This window comes from Parasediminibacterium sp. HNIBRBA5674 (assembly GCF_056745525.1).
This window is the reverse complement of record NZ_JBQWIE010000044.1, coordinates 1-26,212: the sequence shown is the minus strand read 5'-3', so window position 1 is coordinate 26,212 and position 26,212 is coordinate 1. Positions and strand designations below refer to the sequence as shown.

Annotated in this window: 11 protein-coding genes; 8 read left to right on the top strand and 3 right to left on the bottom strand. The window is 36.0% G+C overall.

Annotated features, from left to right (window positions below):
- The 3 genes from ACT9TX_RS16465 to ACT9TX_RS16455 form a co-directional block, all read right to left on the bottom strand.
- A partial coding sequence (locus tag ACT9TX_RS16465; protein ID WP_481339924.1) for a right-handed parallel beta-helix repeat-containing protein occupies positions 1–2,333 on the bottom strand: 2,333 nt, incomplete at its 3' end.
- A gap of 418 nt (positions 2,334–2,751) precedes the next feature.
- Positions 2,752–4,752: a hypothetical protein gene (locus ACT9TX_RS16460; RefSeq protein ID WP_481339923.1), complete on the bottom strand. Its 2,001-nt coding sequence runs from the start codon at positions 4,750–4,752 to the stop codon at positions 2,752–2,754.
- Between the two features lie 24 nt (positions 4,753–4,776).
- Entirely contained in the window at positions 4,777–6,378 is a 1,602-nt protein-coding gene (locus tag ACT9TX_RS16455; protein WP_481339921.1) for a glycoside hydrolase family 43 protein, read from the bottom strand.
- Between the two features lie 347 nt (positions 6,379–6,725).
- Here ACT9TX_RS16455 and ACT9TX_RS16450 point away from each other — a divergent pair, with 347 nt between their 5' ends.
- The 8 genes from ACT9TX_RS16450 to ACT9TX_RS16415 all read left to right on the top strand — a co-directional run bounded on the left by ACT9TX_RS16450 (position 6,726) and on the right by ACT9TX_RS16415 (position 26,102).
- Positions 6,726–10,124, top strand: coding sequence for a G8 domain-containing protein (locus ACT9TX_RS16450; protein WP_481339920.1), 3,399 nt, complete (start codon positions 6,726–6,728; stop codon positions 10,122–10,124).
- 362 nt (positions 10,125–10,486) lie between these two features.
- Positions 10,487–14,116 carry a G8 domain-containing protein gene (locus ACT9TX_RS16445; RefSeq protein ID WP_481339918.1) on the top strand — a complete coding sequence of 1,210 codons (3,630 nt, stop codon included), beginning with the start codon at positions 10,487–10,489 and terminating at the stop codon, positions 14,114–14,116.
- A 297-nt stretch (positions 14,117–14,413) separates the two neighbouring features.
- On the top strand, positions 14,414–15,850 hold the full coding sequence (locus ACT9TX_RS16440; protein WP_481339916.1) for a sulfatase family protein: 1,437 nt from the start codon (positions 14,414–14,416) through the stop codon (positions 15,848–15,850).
- 23 nt (positions 15,851–15,873) lie between these two features.
- Positions 15,874–17,289, top strand: a complete 1,416-nt coding sequence (locus tag ACT9TX_RS16435) for a sulfatase family protein (RefSeq protein ID WP_481339915.1) — start codon at positions 15,874–15,876, stop codon at positions 17,287–17,289.
- Positions 17,282–19,078 carry a glycoside hydrolase family 71/99 protein gene (locus ACT9TX_RS16430; RefSeq protein WP_481339913.1) on the top strand — a complete coding sequence of 599 codons (1,797 nt, stop codon included), beginning with the start codon at positions 17,282–17,284 and terminating at the stop codon, positions 19,076–19,078. The genes ACT9TX_RS16435 and ACT9TX_RS16430 overlap by 8 nt, the downstream gene beginning before the upstream one ends.
- A 146-nt stretch (positions 19,079–19,224) precedes the next feature.
- A complete protein-coding gene (locus ACT9TX_RS16425; RefSeq protein ID WP_481339912.1) occupies positions 19,225–20,913 on the top strand; it encodes a T9SS type A sorting domain-containing protein in 1,689 nt (562 codons plus the stop codon).
- Positions 20,914–21,055: 142 nt separating this feature from the next.
- Positions 21,056–22,765 carry a T9SS type A sorting domain-containing protein gene (locus tag ACT9TX_RS16420; protein ID WP_481339911.1) on the top strand — a complete coding sequence of 570 codons (1,710 nt, stop codon included), beginning with the start codon at positions 21,056–21,058 and terminating at the stop codon, positions 22,763–22,765.
- A gap of 160 nt (positions 22,766–22,925) precedes the next feature.
- The gene (locus ACT9TX_RS16415; RefSeq protein ID WP_481339909.1) at positions 22,926–26,102 is read left to right on the top strand and encodes an Ig-like domain-containing protein; all 3,177 of its coding nucleotides are present in this window, start codon (positions 22,926–22,928) and stop codon (positions 26,100–26,102) included.
- The last annotated feature ends 110 nt before the right edge of the window (positions 26,103–26,212 follow it).

The window sequence follows — 26,212 nt, the reverse complement described above, 5'->3', positions numbered from 1 at the left end:
ACTAGCGCTGTATTTGATGAAGTGGCAACGATGTTGAGGTTTTTCAAATCGGTCACCTGTAAATCATTTACAAAAAAAGGTATATTACCTGTAGAAGCATTACAATTTATAGTATTACTAGTTGTATTGATAAGTGCTGTAGTGCTAAAGGATACAAACGGCTGCGTTGCAGAAACTAAATTACCGTTATTAAAATATTCAAAATAATCTAAAATACACTTATTACTAGTAGATGAGAAATTATTATCATCAGTACTTACAATTTTTATGGTGTGGTTACCATAAGGTAGCGCAAGATTTTCGTAAGCAATAAATTGGTTATCTTTAAACCACATCCAGGAATCGTACATTTTTACCTGCACGCCATCTATTAAAACTTGGATAATACCGCCATCGGTATTGTTACGTGTTACAAAGCGAATGCCAGTACCTGTAAACGAAAAAGAAGCCGCAGAGCCTGCAACGGTACTTTGGTGAATACTGCTAGAAAAGGCCGATGCATCAGTAGCAGTAGTCCAAGTACCAGTATATGAAATAGCAGCATTCGCATTATCTACTTTTACCGAATTGACTATTGGTTGTGTTGTTTTTGGCCAAAGTGTATACGCATTGGCACCTACAGCAATATCCGCAAAAGGGCCAACCTTTGGTGCGGTTTTAGAGATTGCTTTTCCAAAGAAGTCTTTATTAATGTCAGGAAGCGTCCAAGAAGTATAAAATCGAGCAAAGGAATCAGCAGCCCAAAAAGGTGCAGGTATAGCCAGTGCACCAGCATTCATATTAAAGTTCAATTTTGCGGAAGACTCAGTAGTGGTGTAAGCATTGTTGGGGTCAAATGTTGCGTTGCCATACACTTTGCTATTAGCATCCATGCCTACAGGTTTACATACAGCATCAGTAAAAAAAGCGTTGTAATCAGATGTATTTGCATTTTGTCCAGGATACGGTAAGAGGGGCACGCTTCTTAACCCTGAGCCACCAAAAAACATATTGCTGTGGTAGTGATTGTTACTCGAAATGTAAGTTGCATTTCCAGCTGGTGCGGTAGGCCCCCTATCCGTCCAAACATAACCAAAGGCTGTATTTATAAAAAGATTGTGAGTAAAGAATGGTCCATTTGTGTTACGTTCATAAACGTAGGTATCTAAAAATACATTATTATCAAAACTACCCGATAACCCTAATTCTAAATAGATACGAGAGTTAGAGCCATTGATACTTGAAAAAACATTGCCCGAAATTTTCATACCAGACCAAGAAGCATCTAGCCACAACAAATGCCCTTTTCTAGTACCATATATATAATTATTTTCAAGTATACTATAGTTATTATTCCAAAGCATTTTCAAGGCACAACCCCAATTTATTGGATTGTACCTGCATGCCTTAAATATTTTATTATTTCTAATAGTCATGTAAGAAGCGGCAAAACCAAATATGGCATGTGCCCCTGTATTTCTTATAGTATTATTCTGAATAATAGTATAGCCCATATTTGCAGTGTTCGCTAATCTTTCAGCATTGGTACCATAGCCATAATCAATACCGTAACCATTTGCATACTCAATGGTGCAATTTTGAATGATCCAATGATGCCCAGCTTTGGTACTAACTGCGCCATGCAAGGGAAATTGGTCTACTTGGCCTAAAAATTCATCTAAGTAATTTGCTGCGTGCATTATTTTAAACCCATCTACTGTTATATAGCCCAAATTAAAGGTTGATGGACAAAATATTTGTTCACGAGCATTAATTTCTACTAATTCAGTATTCGGATTTTGCGAACCGAAATTTGCAATCAATACTGTACCATTATTCGTATCTGTCCAAGAGTTTGCATTTGCTTTTACCAAGGCTGTAGTGCTTAATTCGCACATAGATTGGTCATTCACATATATTTCGCCTAAAGAATGGGCTTTGCCTTTTACCGTGGTTGAAACACTGTCTTCTGTACTGATAAACCTCATGTTTAATGCAAACGGATTTCTACCATTAAAAATCGTTGTATTTAACGTTAATTTCCAAGTGCCATCATTCTGATTTACCCAGCCTGTTGCAATTTCTGACCCTTTTATATAAACATAATTTCCTGCTGCTAAATAGGTAATGCGCTTAGTTTCACTAGTACCACCTCTAGGCGGATTTACCAATTCTCGATATGTACCATTAAAAACCAAAATGGTATCACCGGGCTGCGCAACTTGTGCGGCATCGTTTATTTTTGTATAGTTACCAGTTCCGTTTTGTTTTACAGTAATTACTCTTGCAAAAGCAGTGTTAAGTGCGTTAAAAAGTAATAATGCTTGAAGAAATAGTAAAAATTTTATTTTCATGGGTTAGATGTATTAATAATTGCCTAATGCCTTTTGCTTATTTGTTTGCAAAAAAATTAGTCTAATTGATTTATAGTACAAGCTGGTTTAAGAAGTGTTAAGTTTTTAAAATTAGATATAGTGCAAGTGATGATGAAACAAGTATTGATGCAAGTTGTTTGTACTTTTATACACAAGAAGGTAAAATAACTTGTAAGCAAAGCCATATATGGCTTTAGATTAATCGAATTGGTGGCAAACATTTTTAAGGTAAATTGAGAGTGAAGCTAACTAGATTACACAGTTCAGCTATCCTGAACTGTTAGGATAGCTGCTAGTTTCATAAAGATTAGAAGCAAAAAATGATGATGAAATTTTGCGTTTCTAGCGTAACATTTAGAAATATAAAAGAGTGGCAGATGTATTATTCATATCATAATTACCACTCTAGCTCTGCTCTATGGTTGTACAAATCTTGCATCCAAGCTTTTACATCAGCCATTGATCCCGTCATGGCATACACAATATATCGGTTATCACCAGCCACTGTTGGGCTTCGCATAACGCTGCGTTGTGCAGTAGTGTAATTATCAAATGGGCTGGCATGTTCTGGCCCTAATTTACCAGCGGCAGAAATATTTACATGACGTGAACTATGGATTCTATTTTCACCAGCGAAAGTGTAGTATGCGTTGCTAAGGTTTTTGTTATTTTCATCAGAGTAAGTACCTACCATTAACCCAAAAGCTAGTTGATTGTCCTCTGCACCTAAAGCACTTATGTTACCACCAAAACCACTTTTGGGATAGTTGTAAAAAGCCCCTTTTTCTTCATCTGCTTGCTTCTCTAAATTTGTTTTTGTAGCCGATATAAATAGCTTGCCATTTTCATCAAAATCTACATTTGCTCTGTACCACATATCGGCTGTGGGGTGGTTAGAAAAAATTTCTAATTGCGATCCACCATTGTATTTATCTATTGCAACTGGTGTGTGTACGTAGGCGGTCCATTTTGCTAATTCGGCATGACCTAAAATACCAAACGTTACATCTTTACCCAGTATAATGCCTGGAACAATATCGGGGTGGCTAATGTTGCCCTCGTCTCGTAAAACGTTTTTGAAATTCCAGTCAATGGGTACTGTTCTAGTAACCAATGTGTTGCCAATTTTATAAACAAATGCTACTGGATTACCGACTTGCCCACGACCAAAGCCCACTTCTGATGGATTTAATTTATTGGTGTAGTAAGATAATTGTACTTGCCTGCCAAAGTCGTTTATATTTTCCATTTGTTTATTGCCGTGATACCAATGCCAGCCAGCAGCACCGTGGCTTAGGTTTACACCAAAACGTACTTTACCAGAATTGATGTAAAAAATATCATCCATCACATCGCTTTCAAGCTCGTATTCTTGTAATGGTTTTTCGTTTCTAGCATAAGCAAAACCAAGAGTATCATCAATTATATAGCCTTCTTTTTTTTCGGTAGAAACTACCAATGTGTGATGACCAGTTTGTTTATTTACGGCTCGTAAAACTGGCGACATGCCAGGGTAACATTTCGTCCAAATAAACCCTAGTTCAGCATCTAAAATATAAGTGTTTGATGGTGGGTTTATGGCATCAAAATAATCACCAGTAGTTTTGTTAAAATACCGGTTAATGGCAATTCTATCTATACCTTTATCCTTTGCGAAGTAGTAAATTCTACCATCTAAATTCTGCGAATTTTCAGGTAATGTTTCGCCCTTAAAATTGGCAATATCTTCTACTTCGCTACGATAATTTTTGGTATCCATTTTTACACGTTGAATCACATTTAGTAGTAGTGGATTTAGCCCAAATGTTTTATCACTTTCATCATCGGTTACTAATTCTATTTTATCAATTAATACCGAAATCCCAATGTTTTCAGTGCCTTCAAGCATTTTTAGTCTTATATTGGTAAGGCATCCATGCCATTGAGATAGTTTACTAAAGTCTAGTGCATGTTCTACCCAATCGCCTTTTTTATGTGCAATGCTTGTAGTAAGAATTTCAGTTTTTCCATTAAATATTGTAGTGTATTCTATGGTTAAATCACCTGCTATTTTTTTCTCGGCTTGTACTCTTAATTTTAAAATTTTGTATACGCTAGTTTCAAAGTTGAAACTAGCACTTGCAGCCATGGTAGCAAGTCGAATATCTATAAAATTATCGCCTGTTTTTGCTGTTACTTTTACTATGCCAATTGCAGGTAATGCAAGGCTACAATTTGTAGTTTTAAAAATACCAGTCGTATCATCACCATTTGCTAGTGTAATGCTATAACCGCCCAATGAAACGCTGGGATTTTTTTCATAGCGTGGTATTATTTTTATTGGCTGAATAGCTTGAGCGTTTACATTATTTACAGCTGCAAAAAATAATACAACTGCAAATTGATAAATACGTTTCATGATAATTCTTTTAGAATAATTATGTTACAATTTCACATATTTAAAATCGGCATCAAACCAATTGAAATCGGCTGGGGCGGTGCAAATTTTTCCATTACCACTACTGTACATACCCATTAAAACACCAGACCAAACACTTGCTATTTCGGTTGAGATTAAATTGGGATTACCTGTACCTAAAGTTTTCCAGTCGCCATCGTTTTCGGAAAATTGAAACGTATATTTCGTGCCATCAAATGCCACCTGTAAGCGAACATTATCGCTTGTTATAGGAAACGATTTGCTTTCTACAACCAAGTCGCCTACACTTTTGCGCAGCACAGCCACTTTTACATTGTTACGTATGGTTATAAACACATCGTAATGAAAATTGCCTGTTTGAAAAACTGATAATCCTGCTTCTTCGTTATCCGCTGTTGGTTTAAAATCTATTTGTGTGGTACAATTGCCCGCCATTTCTTTTTGTGGCGTACCTATAAAAGCAGCTTGAGAACTTTCACGTATTTGTTGTGCATTACCCTTCAATCTTAAATACCCTTTTCTTTCTGTTAAGCTATAATAATTTTCTGTTGGGTAAGCAAGCATTTTCCATTTTAGATTTAATTTTTCGTTGTCAAAATTGTCTCTAATAGGTTCATTTGGCCAAGGTTTTAATGGTAATGTTTTGGCTTGCACATAGGGCTTTTGCATAAAAGCAGGATTCACTACTGGCCATTCATTTACCCATGTTACAGGCAGTAAGTATGTTTCTCTACCAATGGCACTAAATGCATTGTATCCTGCATGTCTTGTGCCTAAGCAAACAGCCCACCAACTGCCATCGTGCGCTTGTAAAAAATCTGCATGGCCCATGCATTTTAATGGGTGCCACCAACCATTATGTTGCGAAATAACTGGATTATTTGGGCAAGAAACAAATGGCCCCCAAGGGCTTTTGCTTCTTGCAATAGTTTGCATGTGCAAGGCCCTAGAACCACCCTCGCCCATAGTAAGATAGTACCAGCCATTGGCTTTAAACAAATGTGGCCCTTCGGTGTCATCAGACACTAAACCTTTAGAAATGGGTTTTAATGGGGTTAATAATTTACCTGTTTTTACATCAATTTCAGCTTGTACAATATCCTTATCTGTCATTAACCCACGACGAGTATAGTACACTTTACCATCGGTATCAAAAAACAAGCTTGGGTCAAATACTGGCTGATCTATAAACACAGGATTACTCCATTCGCCAGCAGGATTGGTAGTAGTTATTAAAAAATTACCACCACCATGTACATCAGTTGTTATCATGTAAAAAGTGCCATTGTTGTACCGCAAAGTGGCTGCGTACATCATGGGATTGCGGTTATTTTTATCAAGAAAAAAATGCTCTTTTTTAGTAAGGCAATAGCCAATTTGTTGCCAATTTACTAAATCTTTACTATGATAAATAGGAACGCCAGGATATATAAACATACTACTGGTGACCATGTAATAATCATTGCCAACCCTGCAAATACTAGGGTCTGGATTTACCCCTCTTAAAATTGGATTGGTATAGGTTGTAATTGGTTCAGCGATTTGCTGTGAATAGCTTGTAACTAAATTAAAGCAAAGGAGAATTACGAATGCGAACTTTTTCATATAGTTGTAGTGTTTAAAATAATTGTTTATGGTTTAAATTTATTGAGCAATCTTCATGAGCGAACAAATTACAATTGTCTGTTTTAATAGGTGTCCTGAACTGTTATTAAATTATTTTTTTAGAGTGTTTTATATGTGCATCCAACAGTTCAGGATAGTAGTTTGAGAAGCTTAAATAGTTTTGTTAAAACGATTTAAGTCTAGCTATATGTTTCAATGCCCAATGTGCATTTGCAGTTATTGGCAACTGCCTGCAAGTTCTGGTTTATTGTCCATCTCAAACTTTATTTAAACCGGTTTTACCCCCTAACTATCTTCTTTACTATTTAACAAAAAAATTGCTGATTATGAAAAAAATTGTTCTCTCTGTATTGGCCATGCTATTAATGTATGTTACCAATGCTGCCGTTAAAAGAGCTCTTACAACACCAGGTACTACTGCGCCTAAAAACTGGAGTGACAGAACTGCCTGGAATAATAGTACAGTACCTGCAACCGGTGATGATATTATTATAGAAGATGGTGCCGAGATATTAATAGATATTAATATTGACATGAATTCGCTTATGGTAATGGGAAAATTAACCGTGAGTAATGCATTAAATAACGTTGATATTAAAACCAAGTATATGGTAATTATGGGTGCCAATGCATCGTTTACTTGGGGTACTGTAGCTAATCCTTTTGTAAATAAAGGTACTTTAACCCTAATGGGTAAAGACTCAACCGATAGAATTACTGACCCAATGGTGGTAATGATGATGGGCAATGCTTTTAATAAAGGTATTTTGGTAATGGATGGCGGTAACCTAGATATACATGGTGAGCAACGACCAGCTTGGACGCATTTGGGGGTAACCGCTAATATTGGTGAAGATACTATAACTCTTGCAGCGGATCAACCTTTTCCAGATTGGAGGTTTGGTGACTCTATTGTAATCGCTTCAACCGATTATGACCCGACTCATGCCGAAAAAAGGAAAATAATGGGTATCAATGTAGGTTCAAAAAAAGTAGCCCTGTCAAGTGGCTTAACTTGGATGCATTTTGCACAAATACGCAATTATAAAGGTGGTACAAAATCCTACGATCAGCGGGCAGAAGTAGGATTAATTACAAGAAATATTACCATACAAGGCGAGTACACTTTAACTGGTGCCAACCCAACCGACCAGTATTATGGCGGATATATTATGAGTATGGTTGGTGCAACTACCAAAATAGACAATGTTAAATTATTTAACATGGGGCAGCTGGGTCATAAAGGTGCTTACCCAATGCACTGGCATATAGCTGGCAATGCGGTAGGGCAATACATAAAATATTGTACCATAAGAAACTCTTTTAATAGAGCTGTAGTAATACATGGATCAGATAGTATATTGGTACAGCAAAATGTGGTTTATGAGCATATGGGTCATGGTTTTATGTTAGAAGATGGTGATGAGGAAAACAATACATTTGACGGAAACCTTGGCATTACCACAAAAGCTGCTGCGCTAAGGAAAGGTATAGAGCCAAATGAAAACTCAGACCCAAGCACTTTTTGGATTACCAATCCCAATAATACTTACATTAATAACGTAGCAGCTGGCAGTGTAAGTACTGGTTTTTGGCTAATACCAGTGTCTTACGTTTTAAGAACTAAGTATATCAAAAGAGTGGGTAGTTACGGTTATAAACCAAGAACATTTCCTTTAAAAAGATTTGAAGACAATGTTGGGCATAGCTGCGCTCTAAGAAACTTGGCTTTAGAAGGCGATATGGATACAACGAATAGGACAGCAATATTTTTTCCACCCTATCCTTTAAATGATAATACTGGGGCACCGTTAAAACATGTATTTACACGATTTACATCATATAAAGGTGCTCAAAATGGTGTGTGGACGAGAGGTGGCGTAACCAATACATTTGAAGATTGTGTTTTTGGTGATGCCTCTTTTATGGCTTTCTTGTCTTATAACGCTGTTGTAAACAATTCGTTATTTGTAGGTATTACCCCTAACACGGGTACGCAAAGTTATTTTATACCTAATCAAGATACTTTACTTGGCTTGCAGATGTATAATGGCTCTACAGATATTAGCAATACCCACATGGCTGGCTTTACAAGCCTTACAAAAACGATATGTATTGGTAATAGGCAATCAAGTGGTAAATACCCAAATTTTACCGCTACAAATATTACTTTTGAAGGTGATGGTACGCAAAACAATAAAGTAAACTTTAAGTACCAGTCTAAGGAAGAGGATCCATCACGTTCGTACCATTTTGTAGCAGGTATGAAAAATTTAGATAATAGTATTACAGGTACTACACCTGGTAGAATTACGCCACGCATTTATAACACAAAAGCTGGTAATCCTGCATATAATAATCGCATTTTTGATTCTTTGTTCAATTTGCCACTTGACCCAAACAAAAGAACATTTCGTGCAGACTGGAGTGCCTATATAACCACTGGCACTAGGTACGCCATATTGCAAAATTGGCCAGGCTGGGGCGAAAACACAACTGTTGCCGAAGACCGTTTTATATATGCACTTCGTTCTGATGGGCCTGCAACTTTTGATCAGTTAAGAAAAGGTTGGGAATCTCAATTTCCTATTATTTTAGATCAAGACATAAAATACATTACCCAATACCACCAAATGCCAAATACCATTCGCTCAGAGTTTAAGTGGACCAACAGGCAGAACGATAGCACCATTGCTGTATTTTTAAATGTACCCTCTACCACAACTGTAAAAAATGGCACTACTTTGCTCACTTCAAAAGCTTCGTTAGCGGCACTAGAAAATAGCCGTACAACAGCTTGTTTCTTAAAAGATAATACTTTGTATGTAAAATATTTTGCTACTGTTATTGATAATGGAACAAATACCTCTGCCCTCAATACTGATTACTCTGCAACCGATATTAATATTACTACAAGTACCGGTGCCGCAGATGGCTTCTCAAATTTTGTAACCTTAGCTGATTTTACAAATGGGGTAGATGCTAGAGGTTCACTTGCAAATACAGGCGATATGACTTCTAGTGGCATCACAAACGGTGGTGGAACAAACACTTTTAGCTTAACAAAAGGTACTAATCCAAACAACGATTTTACGGACTATAATTTTAACCTTACCACTAGGCAAATTTGGAGAGAATTTAATAAGCTAAGCATTACTTACCGTGGCCCCAAAGTGGATATTTTGATAAGAGATACCACAGGCGGTAGTACCACCTTTACAACGCTAGGTAGCATACCAGCCACTACAGCACAAACAACATATGATATAAATTTAGGCAATGTGATAGTGGCTAACTTAACCTCAATAAACCAAGTGAAGTTTAGGTTTTATGAAGCCGATTTAACTAACCCAACTATGACGGCGGTAATTGCAGGAATGACCTTGAGTTTAGGGTCACCTATAATAAATATTATTAATGCAAAACCCGCATCTTTGGCTTTTGCAAATAGCAGTGTTGATGCATCTGCTACTGCTACCGTCAAAATTTTCCCTAACCCTGTAAAGGGTAAATTTTACTTACAATTAAACAATTATTCTGGCAAGCAAGTAGCAATAAATATTATAGATATGCAAGGCAAAATTGTACAGCAGCAAGCAATTAGTACAATACCATCTTACAACAACTATAAAATTCAATTAAAAGAAAATTTACCTACTGGCCAGTACCTGTTAAAAGTTGTGGGTGATAATTTAAATAATACTTTAAAACTAATCGTTCAGTAATTGGTAATTACTTTTTATAGATAATATAGCAAACGTGCCAACTTTTTATGAGTTGGCACGTTTGGTTTTAAATGGCATCAAGCTAGGATGAAATGCCAAATTCATTTTCCTTCTTTTAATTTTTTAGTCAATTACCACTAAACGATTTATGATAAATCCATAATTTAAACTAATAAATGTATAATTTCTCTTAATGAAAATATTTGTAGCCAACAGTTCAGGATGGCTGTTTAAAATCCTACAAATAATTTTGTTAGTTACGACTGAAAACTTACTAAAAATTTATTTGCATTGCTTCTGTTATAGTATTTATTAAAATATTTGCTTCTGTAGTTATTATTCACCTACACAGCTTGTCAATTATGAAAAAAAACTTCCTCCTATTATTTGTATTGTTATGTGCATATTGTAGTAATGCCGCCGTAAAAAGAGCACTCTCAACACCAGCTACTACTGTGCCTAAAAACTGGAATGACAAAACTGCCTGGAATAATAGTACAGTACCTGCCACCGGTGATGACATTATTATAGAAGAGGGTGCTGAGATACTAATAAATATAAATATTGATGTGAATTCGCTTATGGTAATGGGAAAATTAACCGTAAGTAATGCATTAAATAACGCTGATATCAAAACCCGGTACATGGTAATTATGGGTACTAATGCATCGTTTACTTGGGGTACTGTGGCTAACCCTTATGTAAACAATGGCACTTTAACCTTAATGGGTAAAGACTCAACTGACAGAATTACCGACCCAATGGTGGTAATGATGATGGGCAATAATGTATTTAACAAAGGTATTTTGGTAATGGATGGTGGCAGCCTTGATATACATGGTGAGCAACGAACAGCTTGGACACATTTGGGGGTAACCGCTAATATTGGCGACAACACTATAACTTTAGCTTCAGATAAATCAGTTCCTGGCTGGTCTGTTGGTGACTCTATTGTAATTGCCTCTACCGATTATGATCCCAACCATGCTGAAAGACGAAGAATAACTAAGATTGAAGGTAAAGTTATTACGCTATCAAGCAGCTTAACTTGGATGCATTTTGCACAAATTCTTACATACAAAAGTGGCACGAAGTCATACGATCAACGGGCAGAAGTAGGATTAATTACAAGAAATATTACAGTACAAGGCGAGTACACTTTAACTGGCGCCAACCCAACCGACCAGTATTATGGTGGATATATTATGAGTATGGTTGGTGCAAGTACCAAAATAGACAATGTTAAATTATTTAACATGGGGCAGTTAGGCCATAAAGGTGCTTACCCAATGCACTGGCATATAGCTGGCAATGCGGTAGGGCAATATATAAAATATTGTACCATAAGAAACTCTTTTAATAGAGCTGTAGTAATACATGGATCAGATAGTATATTGGTTCAGCAGAATGTGGTTTATGACCATATGGGTCATGGTTTTATGTTAGAAGATGGCGATGAAGAAAATAATATATTTGACGGAAACCTTGGTATTACCACAAGGGCTGCTGCACAAGGTAAAGGTATAGAACCTGGCGAAAATACAGAACCAAGTACTTTTTGGATAACAAACCCCAATAATACTTACACCGGTAATGTGGCAGCAGGTAGTACTAATACAGGGTTTTGGTTAATACCTGTAACAACGGTTTTACGCAGTAGTTATCTTAAAAAAACGACTACTTACTCGCCACGAAAGTTTCCATTAAAAAAATTTGAAGATAATGTGGGCCATACCTGTACCAATAAAAATTTGGCTTTAGAAGGTGATATGGACGTTACTACTCGTAAAGCAATTTTTTTTCCGCCTTATCCACTACTTGATGTGAAGGGTGCAAAACTAGAGCATGTGTTTACCCGTTTTATATCTTACAAAGGTGCTCAAAATGGCGTTTGGACAAGAGGTGGCGTAACCAATACATTTGACGATTGTGTTTTTGGCGATGCCTCTTTTATGGCTTTTTTGTCTTATAACGCTGTTGTTAAAAACTCTATGTTCGTAGGTATTACACCTAATACGGGTACTCAAAGCTATTTCATTCCTAATAAAGGCGAACTACTAGGTTTACAGATGTACAATGGCTCTACTGATGTAAGTAACACTCATTTGGCAGGGTTTACTAGCAGTGCTAAAACTGTTTGTATTGGTAATAGGCGATCTAGTGGCAAATACCCAAATTTTTCTGCTACAAATATTACTTTCGAAAACGATGGTACGCAAAACAATAAAGTAAACTTTTCTTATCAGTCTTTAGAAGAAGATCCATCACGTTCTTACCATTTTGTGGCAGGCATGATAGACAGTAATGGAAGTATTTCGGGAACAACGCTTGGTAGAATTACGCCACGCATTTATAATACAAAAACAAGTAACCCTGCGTATAACAACCGCATTTTTGATTATCGCTTCAACTTACCATTCAATCTAACAAAGGCTACTTTGCGTGCAGATTGGAGTGCTTATGTAACCACAGGAACTAGATATGCGATGTTGCAAAATTGGCCAGGCTGGGGTTTTGGAACAAGTTATGGTGAGGATCGGTTTATTTACGCCATTAGGTCTGATGGGCCTGCAACTTTCGATCAGTTGCTAAGGGGTTACGACTCTCAATTCCCTATTATTTTAGATGAGAATATTAAATATATTACACAATACCACCAAATGCCAAATACTATTCGTTCAGAGTTTAGGTGGGCTGGTAAGCAAAATGATAGCACTATTGCAGTATTTGTAAATGTACCATCGGCTACTACAGTAAAAAACGAGACTATTACAATGGTACCAAAAGCGTCATTGGCAGCACTAGAAAATAGTCGTACAACTGGTTATTACTTAAAAGATAACACCCTTTATGTAAAGTATTTTGCCACTTTAGTAGATGAAGGATTAAATACCTCTGGTGTACGAACAGATTATTCTGCCCCAGATATTTATATTACAACAAATGCTGATGGTACTACAACTGGTTTTTCAGATTTTGTCACCTTGGCTGATTTTACAAATGGTATAGATGCAAGAGGTTCGCTTGCCCGAGTTGGTGATATGAATTTTGGAACCATTGCAAACGGTGGTGGAACAAACACTTTTAGCCTAATAAAGGGCAGTGCTACAACCAACGATTTTGTTGATTATAATTTTAATTTTGTTACTAGACAAATTTGGCGAGAATTTAAAAAATTATCTATTAAATACAAAGGCCCTAAAGTAGATATTTTAATACGAGATACAACTGGTGGAACAACAACATTTACAACTTTAGGAACTATTCCTGCAACCACAACATTACAGGTATATGATGTTAATTTGGCTAATATAGCACCTGCTAACACTACATCTTTAAACCAAGTTAAATTTCGTTTTTATGAAACAGATTTAACTAGTGCAACTGCGCAAGTAATTATTGATGAAATGACATTGAGTTTAGAGCCAGCTATAACCAATATTATTAATGTAAATCCTACAGTATTGCCTGTTGACTTAATTAATTTCTATGGCAAAAGCACGCAACTTTCAAATCAACTTTTTTGGGCTACAAGTGCTGAAATAAACAATGCTTATTTTAATATTCAACGCGTTATAAATAGTAATGCCTTTAGCACAATTGGCTCTGTAAAAGGATCTGGCAATAGTAACACAACGAGCAATTATACCTTTGAGGATAAGAACATGCCAATTGGTAAATGTTATTATCGTTTAGAGCAAGTAGATGTAAATGGATTAAGTAAATTAAGTAATATAATAGAGCTTGGTACAGATAAAGCACTAACTGTGAGTAGTTATCCCAATCCTTTTACCCAATCATTTACCATTACTACTAATTCTCAAAAGCCTGTTAACGTAAGTATTATAGATCAATATGGCAGAACACTAGAAAATAAAATTGTAACTAGTCAAAAGCCTATTACGCTCGGACTTAATTTGCCAAAGGGTGTGTATTTCCTTTGTAGTAATGTAAATGGTATATCCAATACTCAAAAAATGATAAAACAATAATAATATAAGATGCACTTTTAGTAATGATAAAGTGGCATGTATTAATCTTTACAAGTTTAAAGATGGTAGCCATTGTTGAATAAAATTAAAATTCATATTTTACATTTGGCTGTTTCAATAGTCAAAGTAGAGATTCTTTTATGTTCGAATAGGTAAATTATGGCATAAGATAAAAGTGTAGCAAATTGCATATTTAATTAATTTAATTAGTGAGTCTATTATTCAGTTGTATTTATGATTTTACTAAAACTTTAAATAGGTAATCAATTTGTTTTGCCTAAAACGTAATCCTCTAGTATGAAATATTTTCTTTTGAAATTCTTGTTGTTTTTGATTTTTTCTATCAGTTGTGGGGTTGCAATTGCCCAAAAAACAAGCACACCTAATATTATTATTATTTTAATGGACGATATGGGTTACGCAGATGTAGGGCCTTTTGGTGCAACTGCTTATAAAACCCCAAATATAGATAAGTTGGCTGCTGAAGGAACCAAGTTTACAAATTACTATTCTGCACAACCCATTTGTACAGCCTCTAGGGCTGGCTTGCTTACAGGCTGTTACCCAAATCGAATTGGTTTAGCAGGTGCATTGCAGCCCGACTCTAAAATTGGTATTAGCGATAAAGAATTAACTATTGCACAGTTATTAAAACAAAAAAATTATAAAACCATTGCTATAGGTAAATGGCATTTGGGTGATAACAAACAATTTCTACCACTGCAACATGGTTTTGATGAATATTTTGGCATACCATATTCTAATGATATGTCGCCGGTAGTAGCAGATGGTACAAAACCTAATCCTAAAAAGGGTGCATTACCGTTGCTGCCTTTAATGGAAGGAAACGAAAAATTGCGTAGCATTAATAACCTAGATGAAATTGGTGAATTAACGACACTTTATACAGAGCGTGCAGTGAAATTTATAAACGATAATGCCAAGCAACCATTTCTATTATATATGCCACATACTATGGTACATATCCCTTTAGCCGTTTCGGCAAAGTTTAAAAATAAGAGTGGTAAAGGTCTTTTTGGTGATGTGATGATGGAAGTAGATTGGAGCGTTGGTGAAGTGATGAAAGCCTTAAAACAAAAAGGTATTGAGAAGAATACATTGGTAATTTTTACAAGCGATAATGGCCCTTGGTTAACCTTTGGTAACCATGCAGGTAGTGCTGGTATTTTTCGTGAAGGAAAAATGACTAATTGGGAAGGAGGGCAAAGAGTTAGTTGCATTATGCGATGGCCAGAAACTATACCTGCTGGCAAAACAAGTGAAGGATTAGCATGCTCAATAGATTTATTACCAACTTTTGCCGCTGTTACAAACACTCAATTATCTACCAATAAAATAGATGGTGTAAATATTTTACCATTATTAAAAGGTGCTAAACAAAGCCCACGAAACGAATTACTTTATTATTTTAAACAGAACGATTTGAATGCCATTCGTATTGGTAATTACAAGTTGGTTTTTCCACATAGCTACCCAACAGTAATAATAGCTGGAAAAGATGGTGCGAATGGTAAAACTGAACAAGTAACAGCTGACCTTGCGTTATACGATTTACAAACTGATCCAAGTGAAAAAGTGGACATAAAAGATAAGTATCCTGATGTTGTAAAGCAGATACAAGCCGCTGCAGATAAGGCACGTGAAGATTTAGGCGATAACCTTACCAAAGTAAAAGGTTCAAATAGAAGAGAGCCAGGCAAATTGATTAATTAAATACCAATCATTATAGTTATTTTATGAAATTAAAATTTGGAATTGTTTTTTTTGTTTGTTTCTGTACAATTATTTGTAAGCCAGTAATAGCCCAACAACCACCCAATATATTGCTAATAGTAGCAGATGATATGGGCTATCAAATGAGTGGCATAGGGACACCCGGTGTACAAACCCCAGCCATTGATGCTTTAATGAAAAATGGTACTTCATTCACCAAGGCATACGCTGCATTTCCATCTTGCTCACCGTCTAGAGCCAGTTTTTTATCTGGTACGCACCCACACGTAAACGGCGTAACAACCAATGTTGTAGAAACCCTTACAAAGAATAGCACGCCAAGTATAGGCGAAGCGCCAGCATTAAACATGCAATTTGCAGTTAAAAATAACCTCACCACATTAGTAGAAGCACTAAAAAATGGGGGCTATTTCACAGGGCTTACTGGCAAGTTCCATGTTAGCTCACCTCAAAAATTCCCGATGGATTATTGGGGTAGAGAAGTTGATGCAAAAGTATTTTTTAAGCAGGCAAAAGCTAGTAACAAACCGTTTTTTTTAGACTATAATTTTCATACCCCACATAGGCCTTATGTTAAAAGCCCCAATGATAGAGGTGCTATCAACTTAGCATCGCTTGCTGTCCCTAGTTTTCTACCAAACAATGCTTTAATGCAACAAGATTGGAGCGATTATTTAGGGGCTGTAGAAGCCACTGATAAAAGTGTAGCAGAGGTAGTTGCTTTATTAAAAAAAGAAAAGTTATACGATAATACACTCATCATTTTTACTGGCGATCATGGGCCATCAACCCATCGTGGAAAGTACGATCCTTATGAGTTTGGCTCGCATGTACCATTAATTTTTGCGGGGCCAATGGTTTTAAAAAATGTCCAAGCCAATACAATTATTAGCCTAATGGATTTAATGCCCACTCTGCTAGATTATACCAACCTACCAATACCTGCAACGGTAAATGGTAAGTCTCATAAAAATGTGTTATTAAAGGGCGATACCACCATTAACCAATACATTTTTACTGAAGTTTCATTTCCTAGAATTGGCGAAAATAATTACCAAGCAAGAGCTATGAGCAATGGTAAATATTGGTACATAAGGCGCAATGGAAAAGCAAGATTAAAGGGCAAACCAGAAGATAATTACGAAGCGGCCAAATGGAGGAATTTTAGCTACCAAGCAACCTTGGATGGTAAAGAGGAATTTCCAAAACAATACCAGTTGCTACAAGACTCGGAAAATGCTACTGGCGAGGAACTGTTTGATCTACAAAATGATCCTTGGTGCATGAATGACTTATTAAAAAATAATAGCTATAAAAAAATATTGGATAGCTTACGAAAAGATATGGACGAATGGATACAGCGCACCAATGATGTAGAAATGATGGCCACCATAAAAAATAACCAAAAGCATGATTAAGAAGCAGCTTCTCATTTATTTGTTGTCATTCACTTTGGTGGCAAAGGCTCAAACAGGTTCACCACAATTAATATCTAATACCAAAGCAGATACTTGGGTTGCCACGGATGGTATTGGTAGAAAATTAACCATTAAAACGCAAGATGGGCAAATAAGAAAAGATAAATTCGTGGGCATTTTTTACATGGTTTGGCAAGGTGCCCACGGCTATGATACCAACCATAGAGTAAAAGACGAAGCTGTAGCACAAAAGCTACCAAGCGACACCAATAGCCCTTACGATATCACCAAAATATTGGCTGCCAATCCCACCAATCCTCAGTATGGGCCAATACATGCTTGGCATTATTGGGGCGAACCCTACTTTGGTTATTACCTAGCCGATGACGATTGGGTAATACGCAAACATGGACAAATGTTGGCCGATGCTGGGGTAGATGTGATGATTTTAGATGTAACGAATGCTGCCATTTACCTGCAACAAGTAACCAAAATAGTAGAAACGTTTAGAGCCATGCGAAAAGAAGGTGTAGCAACACCAAGCATCGCCTTCATAGTAAATAGCGCCCCACAGAAAACAGTAGAAAGGTTGTATGCTAATATTTACAAGCCAGGCTTATTTAAAGACTTATGGTTTTACTGGAAAGGCAAGCCATTGTTGCTTACACCACCTGAAGGTTTAACAGATGAAACCAAAGATTTCTTTACTACAAGGCACTCTTGGGCTTTTAGTAAAAATCACAAATGGTTTGCCGATGGTAAAGATAAATGGACTTGGATTGACTACAGCCCACAAGGGTTTGGCTGGCATGAAGATAAAAATAAGCCCGAGCAGATAAGCGTAGGCATTGCCTCGCACCCAACATCAAATATTGGTAGAAGTAATGTTAACAATCAACAACCAGCTGTGCCACAATCGGCCTTGGGCTTACATTTTGCCGAACAATGGAAAAGAGCTTTAGAAGTAGATCCTGAATTTGTTTTTGTAACTGGTTGGAACGAGTGGGTGGCTATGCGATTTAATGATGGTAGGGCAAAGCACATGATTGGCAAGCCCATTGCTACCGGCGAAACCTATTTTGTAGATTTATACAATGCAGAATTTAGCCGAGATGCTGAACCCGTAAAAGGTGATTTTAACGACAATTATTATTACCAATTGATAGATAATATTCGCAAGTTTAAAGGCAGTAGAACGTTGCCTACTTACACCCAAAGCAATACTATTTTAGTAGATGGAAAATTTGCAGATTGGGATAAAGTAGAAGCTGTTTTTTATGATGATAAAGGCGATGTGTTTCATAGAAATCATCCTGGCTGGGGACGCATAAAAGCCTATGTAAATAATAGTGGTAGAAACGACATTACTGAATCTAAAATAACTTCTGATAGTGACAATATTTATTTTTATGTAAAAACTGCTAAACCGCTTACGTCTTTTAATTCGGCAAACTGGATGAACCTTTTAATTGCAACCGATAGTACTAAACCCAATTGGGAAGGCTTTAATTTTATTATTAACCATCGTGTAGAAACCAATAGTAGCAGTACTTTAGAAGCATTTGATGGAAATAATAATTTTCAAAAAATAGCAACAATTAACTTTCATACTAACAAAAATGAACTAGAGTTGGCAATACCAAAAAAAGCTTTAGGCATTGTTGGTAGTGCTTTTACAATAGATTTTAAATGGACCGATAATAACCCAAATACCAATGCCATGCAATGGCTAGATGAAGGTGATGCTGCACCAAATGCAAGGTTTAAATACCGTTACATAAAACAATAAGTTTCTCTACGGTTAATAAAAAAATTAAAAGGTGTACAGTGTTAATTGTACACCTTTTTTAATACAACAGTTCAGGATAGTTGGGTCTAAATCGCTAATTAATTTCAGTATCTAGCAACATTGCTTTACACCAAAAAACTGCCATTATGATTAAAAAAAATCTAGTTGCCCTACTGTGTTTAGGGCTAGTTTACAACACATCTACTGCACAAATTATCGCTTATGCCGATCCTCATTCAGCAAATAAATCTACAGATTTTTTAAAAGTAGGTAATTTAAAAATTGGTATTACTTCAAGGGCTGGTGGTGCAATAAATTCATTTTTTGTGCCAAATGCGGCTAATAGTAATACACTTATTGATATTATGGGTAATCAGGCAGAAACTTATGGTCGTTTAGGGCAGTCTTCAATTAGAGATGAAGCACATAGCGAAGTTTACAATCCGACTCAGGCTGGTTTTATGGAAGAATGGGGTACTCCACGTACTGTTCAACGTAAAAATCTTGATGGAACAACTAATACTAGTAACCCTAGATTGTTAAATGTAGTTAGTAATCCTGCTTGTTTATGGTATGGTGATGGTAAATATGATTTTATATTTAAACAAAACATAACAAAAGATTACTATAATCAAAGGGGCTTGACAGGTGAGTATTTTGATAGTGATATGATTGCTGAAGGTAATAGAGGTATTATTCAATCTGAAGAAATAACCAGTGAATTTAATTATGGTGGTACATATGAAGATTATCAAGGGAGGCTTGGTATTAGTTCGCCAGCAATATATCACCATTTTGAATATGCATATAAAAGAAATCCAACTGATAATGGTGAAAACAGAAATCCTACATTTTCTGCCATGCAGCAGTTTACTGATTTTGGAGGTGGTAATATAACTGATTATACTACAACACCTTATACAGAATCTACTAAAGTATTTAAGCCAGAATTTTTACAAACGTTAAACATAGGTTCAGGTGTGACTCCAATACAGAGTACCGATAAAGATTTAAATAATGTAATTGCCAGATGGGTGATGCGATGGGATGATGCCTTATTTGCTGCCCCTTACCGATATAAGCAAAACAGTAATGGCACTTGGACGGCTGCGGAAGAAAGGGCTAATAATGGATTTAGCGGTAATGCAAGCAACGGCTACAGAACATCGGTTATTGTTTCTTTTACTAATGTAAAATCTGGTCCTGGTAGGTCAATAGGCCTTTACAGACCCGATTCAAGAGATAACAATAATTCTATTTTAGCAAAAAGTTTTGCAAACAACAGCGATGTGTATAGAGTGAATAGAGAAACAAAAGTTTCTGTTTTTGATCAACAAAATTCTTTTAATATTGGTATGACGGCAGTTGGCTTCGATCATAGAATTAAAGGAATAGTAAACCCAACAAGTCTTCAAAATTATAATGGTACGCAAGGTAGAGATGTTTATGAAAACTATGTTGCAGATTATTTTATTTTTTATGGTGATACCCCCCAAGAAGTGATGACTGCTATTGCAAAGGTTGATATATATTTAAATAACAATGGAAGTGTTTTATCCCAACCTGTATCTTTAGCAGATGTTGCTAATAGTATGGATATTGCAAATGCAACTGCTATTCAAATTTACCCCAATCCTATTACCAACTTGCTAAACATTAAACTAACAAGCAACAAACCGTCAGACATAAATATTTATAATCAGTCAGGCAAACTTGTTTATTCTAAACAAAAAGCTACTGGTAATATTTCAATACCATCTGCACAAATTGGTACGGCTGGCACTTATTTTATTAAAACAGATACTGAAACAAAGCAGTTTGTGATAGTTGAATAAATGCTTTTTTAGCAAAACATTTAAAAGGTGTGCAGTGTTAATTGTACACCTTTTTTAATACAACAGTTCAGGATAGTTGGGTCTAAATCGCTAATTAATTTTAACACCTAGCAACATTGCTTTACACCAAAAAACTGCCATTATGATTAAAAAACATTTAGTTGCCCTACTATGTTTAGGGTTAGTTCACAATGCATCTACTGCACAAGCGTTTATCACTAATACTGATCCATTTGGGCCAGGTAAGTCAACAGATTTTTTAAGAGCAGGTTATTTAAAAATTGGTATCAGTTCAGATGCTGGTGGTGCTATTAACTCGTTTTTTATACCAGATGCTGCTAATAGTACTACTCTTAAAGATATTATGGGCAGTAAATCTGTAGCCTATGGCAGAATGGGTCAATCCGATTTGCGAGATTTAGGGCACTCTAAAAGATACAATCCTACACAAGCAGGTTGTAAGTTAGATTGGGGTACGCCAAGACCTGTACAGGGCTACGCTGCCGACGGCACTACTATAGCTAATACCAATCCTGCAATATTAAAAGTATCTGCTAGTTATGCTGGCTTGTGGTATGGCGATGATAAGTATGATTATATTTACAATAACGACCTTTGTGAAGATTATTATTACGAAATGTTTCAGGCTCCACGAAAGTTTGATGAGGATAAAGTTGATGAGCAAGGACGTGGTATTACACAAACGGAAGAAATTAGAAGTGAATTTAAATACTCGGGCACTTACGAAAATGTGATAAACAAAGTCAATGCTCCTGCATCCGTTATTTACCATAGCTACAATTATGCTTTCATGGGCAACCCCATGAATAACGGTGAAACCCATCGTACACCTTCTCCTTTTTCTGCCATGCAACAATTTACCAAATTAGGTGGGTCTTTAGATCCTACCAATTACTCAGTAACTCCAACAATTAAAGGTCCCCCAGTTTATGATAGCACCCAAGAACGCGATATGACTGTAGGCCCTAGCAATACACCAGTTACAGGCGGTGATATGGATTTAAACAACTTATGGGCATCATGGTTTATGCGTTGGGATAATGATTTACTAAGTACTGGCACTACTTACCGTTATAAACAAAAGACTGATAAAACATGGACCGCTGCACAAAACAGAAGTACTGGTGGCTTTAAGGGTAGTGTAGGTACGGGCTTTAGAACAGCAGTTATTGTATCGCTAGCTGCCACTGAAAATGCTGCAGGTAGAAGCATTGGTTTTTATAGACCTACTTCTAAAATAAACACACAATCTATAACTGGACGAAAGTTCAGTAGCCCAGCAGTTATACAATACACTTATAATAGAACAGATAGCGTAATTGTACAAGAAGATGGTGATCGCAGCCCATTTGGTTTTTCTGCCGTAGGATTTAGGCACTATTTAAGAGGTATGATAAATGTTAATAAATTACAAGATTTTTTAGGAAATGGTACCGATTATTTTGAAACCTATAGAGCTGAGTGTTTTATATTATATGCAAATACACCAAAAGGGGTAATGAATGCCATTGATTCCATTGATGATTACTTATTAACTCATAGTAATACTTTCGAAACCACTTCGCCACTTTTAACTGCAAACACCGAGAGTAATATAGAATTGGTAAACGGTGCTTCTACTTACATTTATCCAAACCCAGTTATCGATATTTTAAATATTAAGGTTACTAAACCTACATCCGTTAATATCTATTCAGTTGATGGAAAATTGGTTTTCTCAAAAAACAATGTAAGTAACAATCTTGCTATACCTGTCAATCAAATAGGTACAAAAGGTATTTATTTTATTAAAACAGATACTGAAACTAAGAAGCTAATAATAGCGCAGTAAACTTTTTTATGCAAGTAACCTAGGGGTGTATGGCAACTGCTGTACACCTTTTTTATGCTTATTGCTAACGGAACTTCATAACAGTTCAGGATGGGTAGTTGCACTGTGTTAAATAAGTTCGTAGGCTAATAATGAAAACGATTGCATAAGTCTTAATTATATGAAAAAAAATATCGTACTACTATTCTATATATTGATTGTTGCATCAATAAATTCTATTAACGCTCAATACCGTGTATATGCTAATACTGGCGTATCAAGGCAAACATCTATGGGTATGTTAGATAAAAAAAACTATCCCTTTGTGGCACAGTATGCCGATGGCTTCAATATTCAGCCAGCTGGCTGGAACTTACTATCTACAATTGAGCGTACCACTATTGTTAACCAATTTACCAACAAAAATGTGATACTAGAAAGTGTGTATGTTGATGGTGTAAACCCCAATACCACACCATCGGTGTTGCAGTTGCCAAGTGGGGTAAACATAACTGGGCAAATGATTTATAGTGAAGCACCAGATATTGATACTACAGATATTAAGGCACTATTAAGTTTTGGTCCCACAATGCCTCTATTCACAAATAATCGATCTTTTGTAACCAGTAAATTTAATAGAGATAGATTGGCGCTTGTGTCAGGCATGTCTTTTGAATTTAATGTTACGTATGATACAGCCAAGTTTAATGATGTAGCTTATGCTATTAAATATGCTATTGATTTAGGTAAAACTATTTATCTGCTTAACCCTAATCAAGCTAATCAAACAGGTAATGGCTACGTAAGCGATTATAAACGAATGTTTTACTACTTAAAAAAGAAATTACCGAGTAGTTATCTGTATTCAGATAAACTTATTTTTTGTCCAGCCAATTATAATGGTAAAGAATTTTTACTGACCCCAGAAACGGATGGTGCAGGTTCGCTTTGCGAGGTAGAAAAATGGTTAATAGAACAAAAAACAACCGACCGTACTTATTTACAGCCAGATGTAAGCTTTACCAATATTACTACTGGCGATTTTTTTGCAAAGGCAAGTAATATTACGGTAAATACCACAGTTGCTTATGCAGGCATCATTGCCAGTGTGAAATTATATTTAAATGGTGTTTTGGTTGGTCAAGACAATGCAGCGCCATACAGCTTTAGTGGTGGGTTATTAAATAATTTACAACCTGGTATATACGAATTAAAAGCTGTAGCTACCGATGTAAACGGAAAAACAGGCGATAGATATATTGCATTTACTGTAAAAAAAGATGCACTGCTAATTCCAGGTACTATTAATGCTACCGATGTATCAACGGTAAATAGTACAGTAGATATTAGCGGCAACGATTTTATACATAATGTACGAGCCACGAACATAATTACTTATAAACTTAATGTTGCCAAAGCTGGTGTGTACGATGTAAAGTTTAATGTAAATATTAACCCCGCAAAACAAACAGGTGGTACTATTATTTTAAAAAAAGGCATTACAGAGTTGGGTAGGGTTTCTACATTGTTTAATGCACCCAACCCACCCAGTGGTCGTAACCCTTTAGTAGTAGCTGAACAAAGCCCCGATAGCATTACTATTCCAAACGTAAGTTTGCAAGTGGGTGTTCAGGATATAACCTTAAATTTTGCAAATCCACCAGCACCTAACGTGTCAGGGGTTATGTTTGAAATAGCCACTATTGAATTTAAATTACAGGGCTCACCAATAGTTACTTTTACAACACCTAAAGTAAATCAAGAGATTAGCCAGTTTTTTGGGCCATATGCTATACAAACTGGTGCAGATGCCATTTATGAAGCTGGCACTAATGCTACCATCACTATTAATGCTATTGACACAAATGGTACTGTTAGTAAAGTTGATTTGTACAAGGATAATGTATTAATTCGAACGCTTACAACAGCCCCTTATACTTGGAATAATGCTGGGCAAGATGCAGCACTTAATAACTTGGCAGAGGGTACTTTTGTATTACGTGCAGAAGCCACAGACAATTCGGGTAATCTTACTACGAAAAGTATTTGGGTAAAGGTGATAAAACAAACACCCTATAAAGAATTTTATCAAATTCCTGGTATTATAGAAGCAGAAGATTACGATAAAGGGGGTGAAGGTATTAGCTTTCATGATGTTAGTACGGCCCTTAGTGGTGTGGCTTACAGGTTGCAAACCTTTAGGGATACCGTTAGTGTATCTACTGCTGCTAGCGCTTCTAATGGCTATTGTATTAGTGCTACGTTACCAGGTGAATGGCTTGAATATACCGTAAATGCTAATACAGACGGTATTTATAAGTTATCTTTCTATAATGCAGCACCAACAAGTGGCAGAACATTTTCTGTATTGTTAGATGGTGTGAATATAGGTACCAAAAATATTAGGGTTACACCAAATTCTACAACTTTCGATTCTGTAACTATTGCCAATGTTGCTATTTCAGCAGGTGACCATATTGTTAGAATTATAAATAATACTGGTGGGTACAATTTTGACAGAATTTTATTTACAAACGAAAAAGCTAATCAAACTATTACATTTCCACCCATACCAAATAAAAGTATAAATGATATAGATTTTACGCCACCTGGTATTACCATCAACTCGCCATTGGCTATTACATATACTAGTTCTAATTTAAATGTAGCTACAATTGTAGCAGGTAAAATTCACTTGGTGGGTGGTGTAGGTACTACGCTTATTACAGCTTCGCAAATAGGCAATGCAAATTACAATCCTGCAACAAATGTGCTTCAGCCGCTTATTGTAAACACAGTTGTGCTACCTGTAAATTTAATAAATTTTACTGCTGTTGTAGCAAATACTAGTAATCGTATAAACTGGATGACGACCAATGAAATAAATAATGCCTACTACACAATAGAACGCTCTGTTGACGGCATTAACTACAGTTTTTTGAATACTGTACAAAGCAGTACTAGTAATGATTTGCAACATAGTTACGATTTGTATGATTATGCCCCTAATGTTGGTATCAATTTTTATCGGCTAACACAATTTGACAAGGATGGGAAATCTCAAATATTAGGTATAAGAACATGTACTTTTAGGCAGTTGGGCAGTGCTAGTGCGAAACTTTACCCAAACCCAAGTACAGGAAATTTGTACTTACAATTAAGCGGTTATTCTGGTACACAAGTTGCAATAACTATAAACGATATTAATGGTAAAGTTGTGTACAAAAACAACCTTAATACCACCACAAATTCATACGCATACCCAATAATGCTGCAAAATAAATTAGCAAGTGGTCAGTATACAGTAGTAGTTAATGGTATTGGGCTAAACGCTGTTTCCAAAATAATTATACAATAACTTATTTGAATAAATCACTATTTTCTTGTTGCTTTTAGGTGCTATAAGACAAGGGAAATGGAAATTGGTAATAACAGATAATACACAAACGGAGCTTTATGACCTGTCAA

What these genes read in the sequence shown, in the direction of transcription:
- ACT9TX_RS16420 (WP_481339911.1), top strand. Translation starts at nt 21,056, where the DNA reads ATGATTAAAAAACATTTAGTTGCCCTACTATGTTTAGGGTTAGTTCAC.
- ACT9TX_RS16435 (WP_481339915.1), top strand. Translation starts at nt 15,874, where the DNA reads ATGAAATTAAAATTTGGAATTGTTTTTTTTGTTTGTTTCTGTACAATT.
- ACT9TX_RS16445 (WP_481339918.1), top strand. Translation starts at nt 10,487, where the DNA reads ATGAAAAAAAACTTCCTCCTATTATTTGTATTGTTATGTGCATATTGT.
- ACT9TX_RS16440 (WP_481339916.1), top strand. Translation starts at nt 14,414, where the DNA reads ATGAAATATTTTCTTTTGAAATTCTTGTTGTTTTTGATTTTTTCTATC.
- ACT9TX_RS16455 (WP_481339921.1), bottom strand. Translation starts at nt 6,378, where the DNA reads ATGAAAAAGTTCGCATTCGTAATTCTCCTTTGCTTTAATTTAGTTACA.
- ACT9TX_RS16430 (WP_481339913.1), top strand. Translation starts at nt 17,282, where the DNA reads ATGATTAAGAAGCAGCTTCTCATTTATTTGTTGTCATTCACTTTGGTG.
- ACT9TX_RS16425 (WP_481339912.1), top strand. Translation starts at nt 19,225, where the DNA reads ATGATTAAAAAAAATCTAGTTGCCCTACTGTGTTTAGGGCTAGTTTAC.
- ACT9TX_RS16450 (WP_481339920.1), top strand. Translation starts at nt 6,726, where the DNA reads ATGAAAAAAATTGTTCTCTCTGTATTGGCCATGCTATTAATGTATGTT.
- ACT9TX_RS16460 (WP_481339923.1), bottom strand. Translation starts at nt 4,752, where the DNA reads ATGAAACGTATTTATCAATTTGCAGTTGTATTATTTTTTGCAGCTGTA.
- ACT9TX_RS16415 (WP_481339909.1), top strand. Translation starts at nt 22,926, where the DNA reads ATGAAAAAAAATATCGTACTACTATTCTATATATTGATTGTTGCATCA.